Genomic DNA, 12,183 nt, shown 5'->3' on the forward strand with positions numbered 1-12,183 from the left:
ATGGCGTGGTCATCATTCGAGCTCGCGGTGGAAGGTAAGCACGCCTTCGCGACGATCGCGATAGTACGCGGCGAGCTTCTCGACCAGGTAGACCGAGCGATGGCGGCCACCGGTGCAGCCGACCGAGATCGTCAGATAGCTGCGGTCGTCCTGTTCGAAACGCGGCAGCCAGGCGTCCAGCCAGCGCGCGGTGTCGCTGAAGTATTCGCCGACCAGCGGCTCGCTGTCCAGGAATTCGCGTACCGGCGCATCCTTGCCGGACAGCGGGCGAAGGTGCGGGTGCCAGTGCGGGTTCGGCAGGCAGCGTGCGTCGAACACGAAGTCCGCGTCCAGCGGCAGTCCGCGGCGGAACGCGAACGACTGGAACATCAGCGTCAGCCCCTCGATCGCCTGGGCGTAGCCCTTGGCGACGAGCCGGCGCAGCTGGTGCACGTTGAGTTCGCTGGAGTCGATCACCCGTTCGGCGATCGCCATCAGCGGGCGCAGCAGCTTGCGCTCCTCGGCAATGGCGTCGGCCAGCGACAGCCCGCGCATGGCCAGCGGATGGCGCCGACGGGATTCCGAATAGCGCTTGATCAGGATCTCGTCGCGGCAATCCAGGAAGATCAGGTGCACCTGCACGCCGGCGGCGGCCAGCTCCGACAGCACGGTGGGCATGTGGGCGAAATCCGCGCCGCGGTTGCGCACGTCCACGCCTACCGCGATGCGTCGGTGCTTGTTGCCGTTGCCCTCGACCACCGCGTTCACCAGCTGCGGCAACAGCGCCGAGGGCAGGTTGTCGACGCAGTAGAACTCCAGGTCTTCCAGCGCGCGCAAGGCGACGGTCTTGCCGCCGCCGGACAGGCCGGTGAGCACGATCAGGTGGATTTCGCGCGGATCGACTTGCGGGTCGAGGATGATGGGGTTCTGCTCGTTCATGTGCTCACCATGGAGGCAATCGGCGCAATTGGTGGGCCTGGCGGTCGATGAAGGTCTGCGCCGGGTCGATGCCCTTGCTCTTCAGCGCGTGGCTGCGCACGGCCGCCTCGACCAGCACCGAGAGGTTGCGTCCCGAAGCGACGGGGATGGTGATCAGCGGCACCTTCACGTCGAAGATTTCGCGATGGCCGATGTCGCCGGTGAGCCGGGTCAGCGCGTCGGTGGTGTTGTCCGGATAGCCGTCGCCGTCGCGCAGCGGCTTGAGGTGGATCACCAGGCGCAGGTACTTGGAGGTCTTGACCGACATGTGGCCGAACATCTCGCGCACGTTGAGCACGCCCAGGCCGCGTACTTCGAGCAGGTCCTGCAGCAGTTCGGGGCAGGAGCCGTCGATCACGTCCGGTGCGATCAGGGTGAATTCGGTGGCGTCGTCGGCAACCAGCCGGTGACCGCGGGTGATCAGCTCCAGCGCCAGCTCGCTCTTGCCGGAGCCCGCCTCGCCGGTGATCAGCACGCCGATCGAAAATACTTCGAGAAACACGCCGTGCAGGGTGGTTTTCGCCGCCAGCATGCGCGCCAGATGGTATTGCAGGTAGGTCAGCAGTTCGTGGCCGCGCTTGGCGCTGATCCACAACGGCGTATTGGTCTCCTCGGCGACTTCGCGCAGGTCGGCGGGTACCGCTTGGTCCTTGGTCACGATCAGCGCCACCGGCTGGTAGGCGGCGATCTTGTGCATCACCTCCCAGCGTTGGCGCGAATCGAGTCCGTCGAGGAAGTTGAGCTCCTCCGAGCCGATGATCTGGATCTTGTTCGGGTAGATGACATTGAGATAGCCGATCAGCGACGGCCGGCGCGCCTGCGCCACGCCCGGTTCGAGCACGCGCGACTCGCCGCGCATGCCGGACAACCAGCGCAGGGCCATGCGTTCGTGGACGCCGTCGTAGAGTTGTCGTGCGCTGATCCGATCCAAACCCAGGTCCTTTGCGCCGCAGGGTGAGCCCGTTGGGGCCTGGCGACGTCATTGCCATTGTGCCAGCTTGCATCGCCATGCGCGTTCACAAAGCAAAACGGCCCGCCCTGGATCGGGCGGGCCGCGGGGCCGGACTCATCGCCGGAACTCAGCCGTATTGACGCTCCTGGCGCGCTTCGCGCTGGTGCTTGTCGCTGACTTTCTCGCGATGCTTGCGCAACTGGTTGACCAGCTTGTCGAACAGCACGTCGATCGACGCATACATGTCCGCTTCGGCGGCCTCGGCATGCAGCGTGGCGCCGATCACGCCCAGGGTTCCTTCGGCGCTTTGGCGAAGCTTGTCGACCGAAAGCACGATCGCAAGACTGATCAATTTGTCATCGAGACGGGTGAGGCGGTCGAGCTTGGCGGTGGCGTGGTCGCGCAGGGCCGGGGTGACTTCAATCTGCTGGCCGCTGAGTTGGAATTGCATGGGGCGCCTCCTCTGGTGGTGCAGTGCCGCTTGGTAGCGGCGGGGTCGGCATGCCGTGGCCTTTGCGCCAGCGGCATGTCGTCAATCATTCTCTTGTCTCAGGTATGGGATCGTTTTGGCGGCAAGCAAGTTCCTTCAGCTTGCACGCTGGCGTTCACTGGAGCTGGGAATGCGCAGCCCCTCGCGGTATTTGGCGACCGTGCGGCGCGCGACCTGGATGCCCTTGCGCTGCAGTTCCGTGGCAATCGCATGATCGGACAACGGCTTGCGCGAATCTTCCGCGTCGATGAGCTTGCGCAGCATGGCCTGGATGGCGGTGGCCGAGGCGCTGCCGCCATCCTCGGTGGAGACGCCGCTGGAAAAGAAGTACTTCAGTTCGAACGTGCCGCGTGGCGTATGCATGTACTTGCGCGTGGTGACGCGCGATATCGTCGATTCGTGCATGCCGACCTCCTCGGCCACCTCGCGCAGCACCAGCGGATGCATGGCCTCGGGGCCGTACTCGAGGAAGGCGCTTTGCCGGCGCACGATCGCATCGGCGACCTTGAGCAGGGTCTCGGCGCGCGACTCCAGGCTCTTGATCAGCCAGCGCGCCTCCTGCAGTTGGCCGCGCATCCAGCTGGCGTCCTCCCCGCGGGCCCGCGCGATCAGCCCGCAGTAATGCTGGTTGAGGCCAAGCCGCGGTTGCGCATCGGCGTTGAGGCTGACCCGCCAGCGGCTGCCGTCGCGCAGCGCATAGACGTCCGGCGCGACGTATTCCACCGGCGTCGCATCCAGCGCCGCGCCCGGGCGCGGATCGAGGCTGCGGATCAGCACGGCGGCGGCGGCGACGTCGTCTTCGCTGGCGCGCAGTTTGCGCGCCAACCGGACGATATCGTTGCGCGCCAGCAACTCCAGTTCGCTGTCGACGATGCATAGCGCCAGCTCACGTTGCGGCGTGTCGGCGTCGAATTGCTCCAGTTGCACGCGCAGGCAGTCGCGCAAGTCCAGGCTGCCGACGCCGACCGGGTCGAAACCCTGCAGCTGTCGACGCACGGCCTCGATTTCCACGACGCTGGCCTTGAGGTCGGTCGGCAACGCGGCAAGCACCGCATCGAGCCCTTCGCTGAGGTAGCCGGCGCCGTCCAGCGCATCGATCAGCACGGTGGCGATCAGGTGCTGGCGCGGGTTGAACGAGGCCAGGTTGAGCTGCCACAACAGATGTTGCTGCAGGGTTTCCGGTGCGGCGTTCTGGGGCTCGAAATCGTCGTCGCCGCGCGAGCCTGAACTGCTGCTGCCGACGCTGCTGCTGGAGAAGTCGATCGGCGATTCGGCGACGCCGCCGCCATCGGCCCAGTCGCTGGCACTGTCGCCGTCGACTTCGCCGCCGCTGGCGACACTTTCCGCACTCGGGTATTCGCTTTCTCCGTCCTGGACGTCGAGCGCCTCGGCGTCTTCGGCTTCCTCGGCGAATTCCAGCAGCGGATTGCTCTCGGCGATCTGGCGCAGCTCGACTTCCAGCTCCAGCTGCGACAATTGCAGCAGGCGGATGGCCTGCTGCAACTGCGGTGTCAGCGTCAATTGCTGGTGGAGGCGAAACTGTAATGCGGGTTTCATGCCAGCCATATCGAAGGAGCTTGCGGCCATCCTAACGCTTGCCCGCGGCAGCGGCCATAGCCTCAGGTCACGGTTTGTCCTGAGGTGGCTCTACACGCTCAGAGGCGGAATTCGCGGCCCAGATAGACCTCGCGCACCTTCTCGTCGGCGAGGATGTGCGCCGGGGTGCCGCGCGACAGCACCGCACCCTCGTTCAGGATGTAGGCGCGGTCGCAGATGCCAAGGGTCTCACGCACGTTGTGATCGGTGATCAGCACGCCGATGCCGCGCTCTTTCAGGTGTCGCACGATGCGCTGGATCTCGCCCACCGAGATCGGATCGACCCCGGCGAACGGCTCGTCCAGCAGCATGTAGCGCGGCCTGGCCGCCAGCGCGCGGGCAATCTCCACCCGTCGCCGCTCGCCACCGGACAGGCTGATGCCTTTCTGACCGGCGATGTGCGCGATCTTCAGCTCGTCCAGCAGGCTTTCCAGCTCCGTGTCGCGCTGTTGCGGGGTGAGTCCTTCGCGCAGCTCCAGTACGGCCATGATGTTGTCCGCCACGCTGAGTCGGCGGAACACCGACGCTTCCTGCGGCAGGTAGCCGATACCCAGTTTCGCGCGCGAATGCATCGGCAGGTTGGTGATGTCCTGCTGGTCCAGCTTGATGCTGCCCGCATCGGCCTCGACCAGACCGACCACCATGTAGAAGCAGGTGGTCTTGCCGGCACCGTTGGGGCCGAGCAGGCCGACCACCTCGCCCTCGCGGATCGAGAAGCCGAAATCGCGGACGACCTGGCGTGATTTGAAACTCTTCTGCAGACCTTCGGCGGAGAGCATCGGTTACGGCTGTCCCTGCGGCGGTGTCGGACTGCTGCCGGCAGCCGCCGGCGCGGCCGTCGGTGGCATCGGGCTGCTGGCTGTCGTGGCGGGTGTCGCCGACGGCTGGTTCGGCGCGGAAGTTGCCGCCGCAGGGCCGCGCTTTTCGGCGGGCGCCGCCACGGGCTTCGGCTTGGGCTGGAACGTCATGTGCACCATGCCGTCACCGCTGCTCTCGCCGGTCATCTGGCTGGTCTGGGTGTTGTAGGTGAGCTTGTCGCCGCGCGCTTCGCCGCGCCCCTTCTGGTTGACCCACGCGTTGCCGGTCAGCACGGCAATCTGCTTGACGTTGTCGTAGTCGATGCTGGCAGCGTTGCCCTGCATCAGGTTGCCACTGTCGTCGACCTGCTCGATATGAGCGGGGCTGCCGGTAACGACGACTCGAGTGACGCTGTTGTCGGCATCCAGATAGGCCGTGGCAAGGGCGCCGGTCACCTTCAGCGTGCCCTGGGTGAGTACGACGCTGCCCTTGTAGTGGACAAAGCCATTGGCCTGCTGGGTGGCGTCGAACGATTTCGCCGAGATGTTGGCCGGTTGCTGGCGATCGTCCTTGCGCGCAAGCGCGGGCTGCAACATCACCAGTCCAAGGCCCAGGATCGCGAGCCTAACGGCGCGACTTGGCAGGCATGAACGTGCTGTGGACATCATCGAGCAACTCCAGGTGCTTGTTGGTGAGGTTGGCGCGCATGCCGACCCCGCTGATTGTAGAGGCTCCCTGGACGATCCGGGTCGGCGCCGCGGTCTCCAGGCGGTTTTCCTTCGGCCAGGCAGTGACATCGGAGGTATGCATGTCGGTCGCCGGGGTCGTGCCGAAGGCGGCCCGCTGCATCTCCACCGGCCCCTGCAGCTTGAGCAGGGTGCCTGCCTTGTTGACCCAGCCGTAGAGGGATTTGCCGTGCCAGTCCGGCACGCCGGCCTGCCTGGCCGGCAACTGGAACGTCGGCGAGTTGAGATACAGCGAATCGTCGCCCTCGCGGCGCTCCAGATGCGGCGCCTGCAGGTGGAAACTGGGCTGTCCGGCGGCGTTGTATTCGGTGACCCGGGCGTCGGTCAGGGTGTAGCCGGAGCGTGGCGGGCCGACGAAGTCGTTGGTTTTCGGCGCGGGGCCGAACCACCACAGCAGCAACTGGGCCATGCCGGCGGCGAGGGCGATCAGCAAGGTCGCGGCCGGCACGCGCCGGTCGCGCAGCCACAGGCGCCAGCTCACTGCCAGCGCTCCCGTTCGGCATCGCTGCGGCCCTGTGCATGCAGGATCAGGTCGCAAGCCTCGCGCACGGCGCCTTCGCCGCCGCGCTGGCGGGTTTGCCAGTGCGCCGCTTCGACTACCCATGGATGCGCGTTGGCTACTGCCACCGCCAGCCCGGCGATGCGCATCGGTGCCAGGTCGGGCAGGTCGTCGCCGACAACGGCGGCCTGTTCGGGCGAAAGGTGCAGTGCGTCGAGCAGTTCCAGCAGGCAGCTGCGCTTGTCGCCCTGGCCCTGGTAGACGTGCGCGATGCCGAGTTCCTCGGCACGCAGCGCGACCGGATGGCTGATCCGCGCGGTGATCAATGCGACCTCGATGCCGTTCGCCTGCAGCCGCTTCAGGCCGAGCCCGTCGTGCACGTGGAATACCTTGGTCTCGCGGCCGTCCTCGCCGTACCACAGGCGGCCGTCGGTCAACGTGCCGTCGACGTCGAACGCGGCCAGGCGGATTTTCGCGGCGCGGGCGAGGATATCGGCAGGGGGATTGGCGAGGTAGTTGGCGGGCACGGGATCAGTTTCTGGATGGGGCAGGGGCAAGAGCGGCTTGCCTGATCTGTCGAGACAAATCAGGCGTCAAACCACACGCGCACGGAGCAGGTCATGAATGTTCAGCGCGCCGACCACGCGCTGCTCGTCATCGACCACCAGCAGCGCATGGATCTGGTGTTTTTCCATCAGCTGCGCGGCTTCGGCCGCGAGCTTGTCGGCCGTGATCGTCTTCGGTCCGCGAGTCATCAGCTCGGCGACGGTGGCGCCGCGCAGGTCGACGCCTTCGTCGTCCAGCGCGCGACGCAGGTCACCGTCGGTGAATACGCCAAGCAGGCGCTGCCCGGCATCCACCACGGCGGTCATGCCGAGGTGCTTGCGGGTCATCTCGACCAGGGCGACGGTCAGGCTGGCGTCCGGCGCAACCCGCGGCACGTCGTCGCCGCTGTGCATCACGTCGCCGATGCGCAACAGCAGGCGCCGGCCGAGGCTGCCGGCCGGATGCGAGCGGGCGAAATCGTCCGAGGTGAAGCCGCGCGCTTCCAGCAGCGCGATCGCCAGCGCATCGCCCAGCACCAGCGCGACCGTGGTGCTGGTGGTCGGGGCCAGTCCCAGCGGGCAGGCCTCGCTGGAGATGCTGCCGTCCAGGTGCACGTCGGCCTGGGTGGCCAGCGAGGAGGTGGGCCGGCCGGTGATCGCGATCAGCGGGATACCCTGGCGCTTGATCACTGGCAGGATGAACAGCAGTTCGTCGGTCTCGCCGGAATAGGACAGTGCCAGCACCACGTCCTGCGGCAGGATCATGCCGAGGTCGCCATGGCTGGCCTCGCCCGGATGCACGAAGAACGCCGGCGTGCCGGTGGAGGCGAGGGTAGCTGCGATCTTGCGCGCGACGTGGCCGGACTTGCCCATGCCGCTGACCACCACGCGGCCCTTGCAGGCCAGGATCAGGCGGCACGCCGCGACGAAGTCCGCGCCGATGCGCGACTCCAGCGCCTGGACCGCGGCCGCTTCGGTGGCGATGACCGTGCGCGCGCTGCGCGTGATGGCTGCGGGGTTCAGGTCGATCGGGGCGGGCGGGGCGATGCGTGCGTTCATGGGGACTCGGGGGAAGGGAGAATGCCTCGGTGGTGCATTTCTGCCGGCGCCGTCATTTCTGCGCCCGCGGATTTCCATTACCATGGCATATTCGCATTTTAACGTCATAAGTCTGCACAAGGGATTCCGTGGTGATTGGAGTCCGCTTTTTGCCGACCTACTTCCGCAGGACCCCGATGGACTCCGCCCGCATCCAGGCAATGATCGAAAACGGCCTGCCCGGGGCCACCGCCGAGGTCAGCGGCGCCGACGGGGTGCATTTCGAAGCCACCGTGGTCGCCAGCCAGTTTGCCGGCAAGTTGCCGCTGGCGCGGCATCGGCTGGTCTATGCCACGCTGGGCGACTTGATGGGCGGCGCGATCCACGCGCTGGCGCTGAAGACCATGACACCGGAAGAGGCAGGGAACAGGGAGTAGGAAACAGGGAATGGCAAGAGCCGTTCCCTTCCAGGCTCGCGACAATCCCGGCTTTTCCCGTTCCCCAAATCCCGATTCTCCATTCCCGATTTCCTGTACCTATGGCCAAAATCCTGATCAGCGGTGGCACGCCGCTCCATGGCGAGGTTGCCATTTCCGGCGCCAAGAACGCCGTGCTGCCGATTCTCGCAGCCTGCCTGCTGGCCGACGAGCCGGTCAGCATCGGCAACGTGCCGCACCTGCACGACGTCACCACCTTCATCGAGCTGCTCGGCCAGATGGGCGTGCAACTGGTGCTGGACGACCGCATGAAGATGCACGTCGACCCGCGCACCACCAGCACCTGCGTGGCGCCGTACGACCTGGTGCGCACGATGCGCGCGTCGATCCTGGTGCTCGGCCCGCTGGTGGCGCGTTTCGGCCAGGCTGAAGTGTCGCTGCCGGGCGGCTGCGCGATCGGCTCGCGTCCGGTCGACCAGCACATCCGCGGCCTGCAGGCGCTGGGTGCCGAGATCACGGTCGAGAACGGCTACATCAAGGCGAAGGCGTCGCGGCTGAAGGGCGCGCGCATCGTGATGGACATGGTCACCGTCACCGGCACCGAGAACATCATGATGGCGGCGACCCTGGCGCAGGGCACCACGGTGATCGAGAACGCGGCGCAGGAACCCGAGGTGGTCGACCTGGCCCACTGCCTGATCGCGATGGGCGCACAGATCGAAGGCGCCGGCACCTCGACCATGGTGATCCATGGCGTCGAGCGGTTGCACGGGGCCGAGCATGATGTACTGCCCGATCGCATCGAGACCGGCACCTATCTGGTCGGCGCGGCAATGACCGGCGGCAAGGTGCGCGCGCGGCACGCACGGGCCAATACGCTCGACGCGGTGCTGGCCAAGCTGGAAGATGCCGGCGCGCACATCTCCATCGGCGACGACTGGATCGAGCTGGACATGGGCGGGCGCCGGCCGAAGGCGGTCAACATCAGCACCGCGCCTTACCCGGCGTTCCCGACCGACATGCAGGCGCAGTTCACCGCGCTGAACTGCGTCGCCGAGGGCACCGGCGTGGTCACCGAGACGGTGTTCGAGAACCGCTTCATGCATGCGCACGAGCTGCAGCGCCTCGGTGCGGACATCCGCCTCGAGGGCAACACCGCGGTGGTGCAGGGCGTCGCCCAGATGAGCGGCGCGCCGATCATGGCCACCGACCTGCGCGCCTCGGCCTGCTTGGTGCTGGCCGGCCTGGTGGCCAAGGGCGACACCGTCGTCGATCGCGTCTACCACATCGATCGCGGCTACGAGAACATCGAGGAAAAGCTCGGCGTGCTCGGCGCGAAGATCCGCCGTTTGCCGAACTGAGCGGCTTCGTATCCGTACAGCAGAAAGCCCGGCATTGCCGGGCTTTCTGCTGTGCGGGCCGTGTATGGAAAGCTCAGTCAGCCTTGTAACTTGCCAACTCCAGCGTCATGTCACCGCCGTCGTGCTGTGACAGCTTGACCGGCAACGGATAGCGTCCGGGCGCATACCACGCGCTGAAGCCGCGGTCGGCGTCGGTGCGGTCGACGCGCACGGTCTCGAAACTGCCGGCCGGAACCTTCACGGTTTCCTTGCCGCTCACCTTGAAATTCTGCGTCTCAACTTCCTGTCGTACGGCGACCGGCAACGCGATCTGCTGCTGGCCGTCGCGCAGTGCCAGCCCGATGGCCAGCGCCGTGGTGTTGCGTTCGACCATGCCGGGTCTGGCCGGGTAAGTGTGCGGACCCTTGCCGTCATCGACGCTGACCTGATGGTTGGCCCAGTCGACCACCAGGTGGCGCTGTTTGGTCTTGATCGCCGCGTCCAGCCGGTAGTCGTAGCTGATCGCCTCGGGGACGTCGCCTTTCCAGCGGAAATGCGAGGTTTCGCTGACGTTGGCGCCCAGCAGGGCGGCCAGCCCGCCGGTGCCCTTGACGTCCTTGCTGTAGATCCATTCACCGCGCTCACCGGGGCGCAGGCGGATGGATGCCTCGCCCATCGGCGAGCCGTCCTTGAGGACCTGGTAGGTGGCGGTAAAGGCGGTCGGCGGTTTGGCGAACGCATTTTGCACGGCCAGCAGCAGGCCGAGGCCGAGAAGTGGAGCGAGCAGGGGGCGGATAGTCATGTTTCGAGTCTGCGGTGGTCGGGCTGAACCGGGCCTCACCCCGGGGCGAACGATCCGTCGCTGCCGAATGCCAGCGGGACCGGCAGCGGCTGGCCGTCGAGCAGCGGGCCATGGCCATCCCAGCGCAATCGTCCGCTGGCCAGCAAACCCAGTACTGCCGGCAGCAGCCGGTGTTCCAGCGGCAGCAGCCGCGCGGCCAGTCGTTGTTCGTCGTCGCCGGGTTCGACGGCGATGCGCGCCTGTGCGATCACCGGGCCGCCATCCAGCTCGGCGGTGACGAAGTGCACACTGGCGCCGTGCTCGGCATCGCCAGCCTCGAGTGCCCGGCGGTGCGTATGCAAGCCGCGGTATTTCGGCAGCAGCGACGGATGGATGTTGATCATCCGGCCGACCCACGGCATCAGCGCCTCGCCATCGAGGACGCGCATGAAACCGGCCAGCACCAGCAGATCGGCGCCGCTGGCGGCGATGCGATCGAACAGGTCGAGGTCGAAGGCGCGCCGGTCCGGGTAGCTGCGCGGGTCCAGCGCCAGCGTGGGGATATCTGCCGCTTCGGCCAGCCGCAGCGCACCGGCGTTGGCCTTGTCGCTGGCGACCAGCACGAATTCGACCGGCAGTTCGCCGCGTTCGCGCGCAGCGAGCAGCGCGGCGAGATTGCTGCCGCGGCCCGAGGCGAGGACGGCGATGCGGGGTAAGGACATGGGAGTTTCCGGATCAATGGCCGTTCGCCCTGAGCGCAGGCCTGAAGGCCAGAAGTCGAAGGGCCGCCCTGCGACTTCGTTGCGCTACGCTCAGGGCGAACGGCTGGAATATCTGGCGTCGAGCGGCTTCAACCGATGTGTACGCGCTCGTCGCTGCGCGCCGGCACCACTTCGCCAATCACCGAACTGTCCAGGCCATGCTTGGCCAGCAGCGTGGAGGCGGCGGCCACCGCATCAGCCGGCAGGATCACGGTGAACCCGACGCCGCAATTGAACGTGCGCCACATTTCTTCGCGTGCCACGTTGCCTTCGCGCATCAGCCAGTCGAATACCGGCGGCAGCACGATGGCCGAAGCCTCCAGCGCGATGCCGAGGCCCTCGGGCACGACGCGAATGATGTTTTCCTTCAGGCCGCCGCCGGTGATGTGCGCCATGCCGTGGATCGGAATTGCAGAGTCCGCACGTGGATGTGCGGGGTTTTGCGAGGGATTCGCGCGAAGCAACTCCAGCATGGACTTCACGTAGATCGTGGTCGGCGCCATCAGCGCGTCGGCCAGCTTGACGCCGCCGAGGTCGAGGTCCAGTGGATTGCCGGCGCGTTCGAGGATCTTGCGCACCAGCGAATACCCGTTCGAGTGCGGCCCGGACGAAGCCACGCCGAGAATCACGTCGCCGGCGACGATCGCGTCGCCGGTCAGCATCTGCGATTTCTCCACCGCGGCGACGGTGAAGCCGGCCAGGTCGTATTCGCCCGGCGGATACATGTCGGGCATTTCCGCCGTCTCGCCGCCGATCAGCGCACAGCCGGCCAGTTCGCAGCCCTTGGCGATGCCGCCGACCACGGCAACGGCGGTATCGACGTCCAGCTTGCCGGTGGCGAAATAATCGAGGAAGAACAGCGGCTCGGCGCCCTGCACCAGCACGTCGTTGACGCACATGCCGACCAGGTCGATGCCGATCGTGTCGTGGCGGTTCAGGACCTGGGCCAGCTTCAGCTTGGTGCCGACGCCGTCGGTGCCGGACACCAGCACCGGCTCCTTGTAACGGCCGGACAAGTCGAACAGGCCGCCGAAGCCGCCAAGCCCCCCCATCACCTCGGGGCGGTTGGTGCGCTTGACCAGTGGCTTGATGCGTTCGACCAGCGCATTGCCCGCGTCGATGTCGACGCCGGCGGCGCGGTAGGTGAGGGCGTCGGACATGGCAGAAACCGGCATGGATGAAACGCGCAAGTTTAGCAGTATGCGGGGCCATTGCCGGGTGTGGCTGGCGGCGCCGGCCGAAT

14 protein-coding genes are annotated in these 12,183 nt (G+C 66.7%); 2 read left to right on the top strand and 12 right to left on the bottom strand.

What is annotated here, in order from left to right:
- Window positions 1-12: 12 nt before the first annotated feature.
- The 9 genes from rapZ to CIW53_RS03025 all read right to left on the bottom strand — a co-directional run bounded on the left by rapZ (window position 13) and on the right by CIW53_RS03025 (window position 7,642).
- Window positions 13-918 (bottom strand): RNase adapter RapZ, encoded by a 906-nt coding sequence (gene rapZ / locus CIW53_RS02985; protein ID WP_149363200.1) that lies wholly within the window; start codon window positions 916-918, stop codon window positions 13-15.
- Between the two features lie 4 nt (window positions 919-922).
- Window positions 923-1,888, bottom strand: a complete 966-nt coding sequence (gene hprK / locus CIW53_RS02990) for an HPr(Ser) kinase/phosphatase (RefSeq protein ID WP_149363201.1) — start codon at window positions 1,886-1,888, stop codon at window positions 923-925.
- A 148-nt stretch (window positions 1,889-2,036) separates the two neighbouring features.
- A complete protein-coding gene (gene raiA / locus CIW53_RS02995; RefSeq protein ID WP_149363202.1) occupies window positions 2,037-2,360 on the bottom strand; it encodes a ribosome-associated translation inhibitor RaiA in 324 nt (107 codons plus the stop codon).
- Window positions 2,361-2,495: 135 nt separating this feature from the next.
- A complete protein-coding gene (locus CIW53_RS03000) occupies window positions 2,496-3,956 on the bottom strand; it encodes an RNA polymerase factor sigma-54 (RefSeq protein WP_149363203.1) in 1,461 nt (486 codons plus the stop codon).
- Window positions 3,957-4,054: 98 nt separating this feature from the next.
- Window positions 4,055-4,774 carry an LPS export ABC transporter ATP-binding protein gene (lptB, locus tag CIW53_RS03005; RefSeq protein WP_149363204.1) on the bottom strand — a complete coding sequence of 240 codons (720 nt, stop codon included), beginning with the start codon at window positions 4,772-4,774 and terminating at the stop codon, window positions 4,055-4,057.
- Between the two features lie 3 nt (window positions 4,775-4,777).
- A complete protein-coding gene (lptA, locus tag CIW53_RS03010; RefSeq protein ID WP_343192022.1) occupies window positions 4,778-5,389 on the bottom strand; it encodes a lipopolysaccharide transport periplasmic protein LptA in 612 nt (203 codons plus the stop codon).
- Between the two features lie 28 nt (window positions 5,390-5,417).
- Window positions 5,418-6,020, bottom strand: coding sequence for an LPS export ABC transporter periplasmic protein LptC (lptC, locus tag CIW53_RS03015; protein WP_149363206.1), 603 nt, complete (start codon window positions 6,018-6,020; stop codon window positions 5,418-5,420).
- Window positions 6,017-6,565, bottom strand: coding sequence for an HAD hydrolase family protein (locus CIW53_RS03020; RefSeq protein ID WP_149363207.1), 549 nt, complete (start codon window positions 6,563-6,565; stop codon window positions 6,017-6,019). The genes lptC and CIW53_RS03020 overlap by 4 nt, the downstream gene beginning before the upstream one ends.
- 66 nt (window positions 6,566-6,631) lie before the next feature.
- Window positions 6,632-7,642 carry a KpsF/GutQ family sugar-phosphate isomerase gene (locus CIW53_RS03025; RefSeq protein ID WP_149363208.1) on the bottom strand — a complete coding sequence of 337 codons (1,011 nt, stop codon included), beginning with the start codon at window positions 7,640-7,642 and terminating at the stop codon, window positions 6,632-6,634.
- Between the two features lie 176 nt (window positions 7,643-7,818).
- On the opposite strand from CIW53_RS03025, the gene CIW53_RS03030 reads away from it, so the two are divergent.
- Window positions 7,819-8,058 (top strand): BolA/IbaG family iron-sulfur metabolism protein, encoded by a 240-nt coding sequence (locus CIW53_RS03030; RefSeq protein WP_149363209.1) that lies wholly within the window; start codon window positions 7,819-7,821, stop codon window positions 8,056-8,058.
- Window positions 8,059-8,159: 101 nt separating this feature from the next.
- Window positions 8,160-9,419 (top strand): UDP-N-acetylglucosamine 1-carboxyvinyltransferase, encoded by a 1,260-nt coding sequence (gene murA, locus CIW53_RS03035; RefSeq protein WP_149363210.1) that lies wholly within the window; start codon window positions 8,160-8,162, stop codon window positions 9,417-9,419.
- Window positions 9,420-9,492: 73 nt separating this feature from the next.
- On the opposite strand, the gene CIW53_RS03040 is transcribed toward murA, so the two are convergent.
- From CIW53_RS03040 to purM, 3 genes are all read right to left on the bottom strand, one after another.
- On the bottom strand, window positions 9,493-10,200 hold the full coding sequence (locus CIW53_RS03040) for a DUF3108 domain-containing protein (protein ID WP_149363211.1): 708 nt from the start codon (window positions 10,198-10,200) through the stop codon (window positions 9,493-9,495).
- A gap of 35 nt (window positions 10,201-10,235) precedes the next feature.
- A complete protein-coding gene (purN, locus tag CIW53_RS03045; RefSeq protein ID WP_149363212.1) occupies window positions 10,236-10,901 on the bottom strand; it encodes a phosphoribosylglycinamide formyltransferase in 666 nt (221 codons plus the stop codon).
- Between the two features lie 128 nt (window positions 10,902-11,029).
- Window positions 11,030-12,100 carry a phosphoribosylformylglycinamidine cyclo-ligase gene (gene purM, locus CIW53_RS03050; protein WP_149363213.1) on the bottom strand — a complete coding sequence of 357 codons (1,071 nt, stop codon included), beginning with the start codon at window positions 12,098-12,100 and terminating at the stop codon, window positions 11,030-11,032.
- Between the last annotated feature and the right edge of the window lie 83 nt (window positions 12,101-12,183).

It is taken from the genome of Rhodanobacter sp. T12-5 (assembly GCF_008329435.1).
Classification (GTDB): Bacteria; Pseudomonadota; Gammaproteobacteria; order Xanthomonadales; family Rhodanobacteraceae; genus Rhodanobacter.

Bases quoted from the DNA above. Each gene is read 5' to 3' on its own strand.
- rapZ (WP_149363200.1), bottom strand. From the start codon at position 918: ATGAACGAGCAGAACCCCATCATCCTCGACCCGCAAGTCGATCCGCGC.
- raiA (WP_149363202.1), bottom strand. From the start codon at position 2,360: ATGCAATTCCAACTCAGCGGCCAGCAGATTGAAGTCACCCCGGCCCTG.
- lptA (WP_343192022.1), bottom strand. From the start codon at position 5,389: ATGTTGCAGCCCGCGCTTGCGCGCAAGGACGATCGCCAGCAACCGGCC.
- CIW53_RS03030 (WP_149363209.1), top strand. From the start codon at position 7,819: ATGGACTCCGCCCGCATCCAGGCAATGATCGAAAACGGCCTGCCCGGG.
- CIW53_RS03040 (WP_149363211.1), bottom strand. From the start codon at position 10,200: ATGACTATCCGCCCCCTGCTCGCTCCACTTCTCGGCCTCGGCCTGCTG.
- purN (WP_149363212.1), bottom strand. From the start codon at position 10,901: ATGTCCTTACCCCGCATCGCCGTCCTCGCCTCGGGCCGCGGCAGCAAT.
- purM (WP_149363213.1), bottom strand. From the start codon at position 12,100: ATGTCCGACGCCCTCACCTACCGCGCCGCCGGCGTCGACATCGACGCG.
- CIW53_RS03000 (WP_149363203.1), bottom strand. From the start codon at position 3,956: ATGAAACCCGCATTACAGTTTCGCCTCCACCAGCAATTGACGCTGACA.
- murA (WP_149363210.1), top strand. From the start codon at position 8,160: ATGGCCAAAATCCTGATCAGCGGTGGCACGCCGCTCCATGGCGAGGTT.
- CIW53_RS03025 (WP_149363208.1), bottom strand. From the start codon at position 7,642: ATGAACGCACGCATCGCCCCGCCCGCCCCGATCGACCTGAACCCCGCA.
- lptB (WP_149363204.1), bottom strand. From the start codon at position 4,774: ATGCTCTCCGCCGAAGGTCTGCAGAAGAGTTTCAAATCACGCCAGGTC.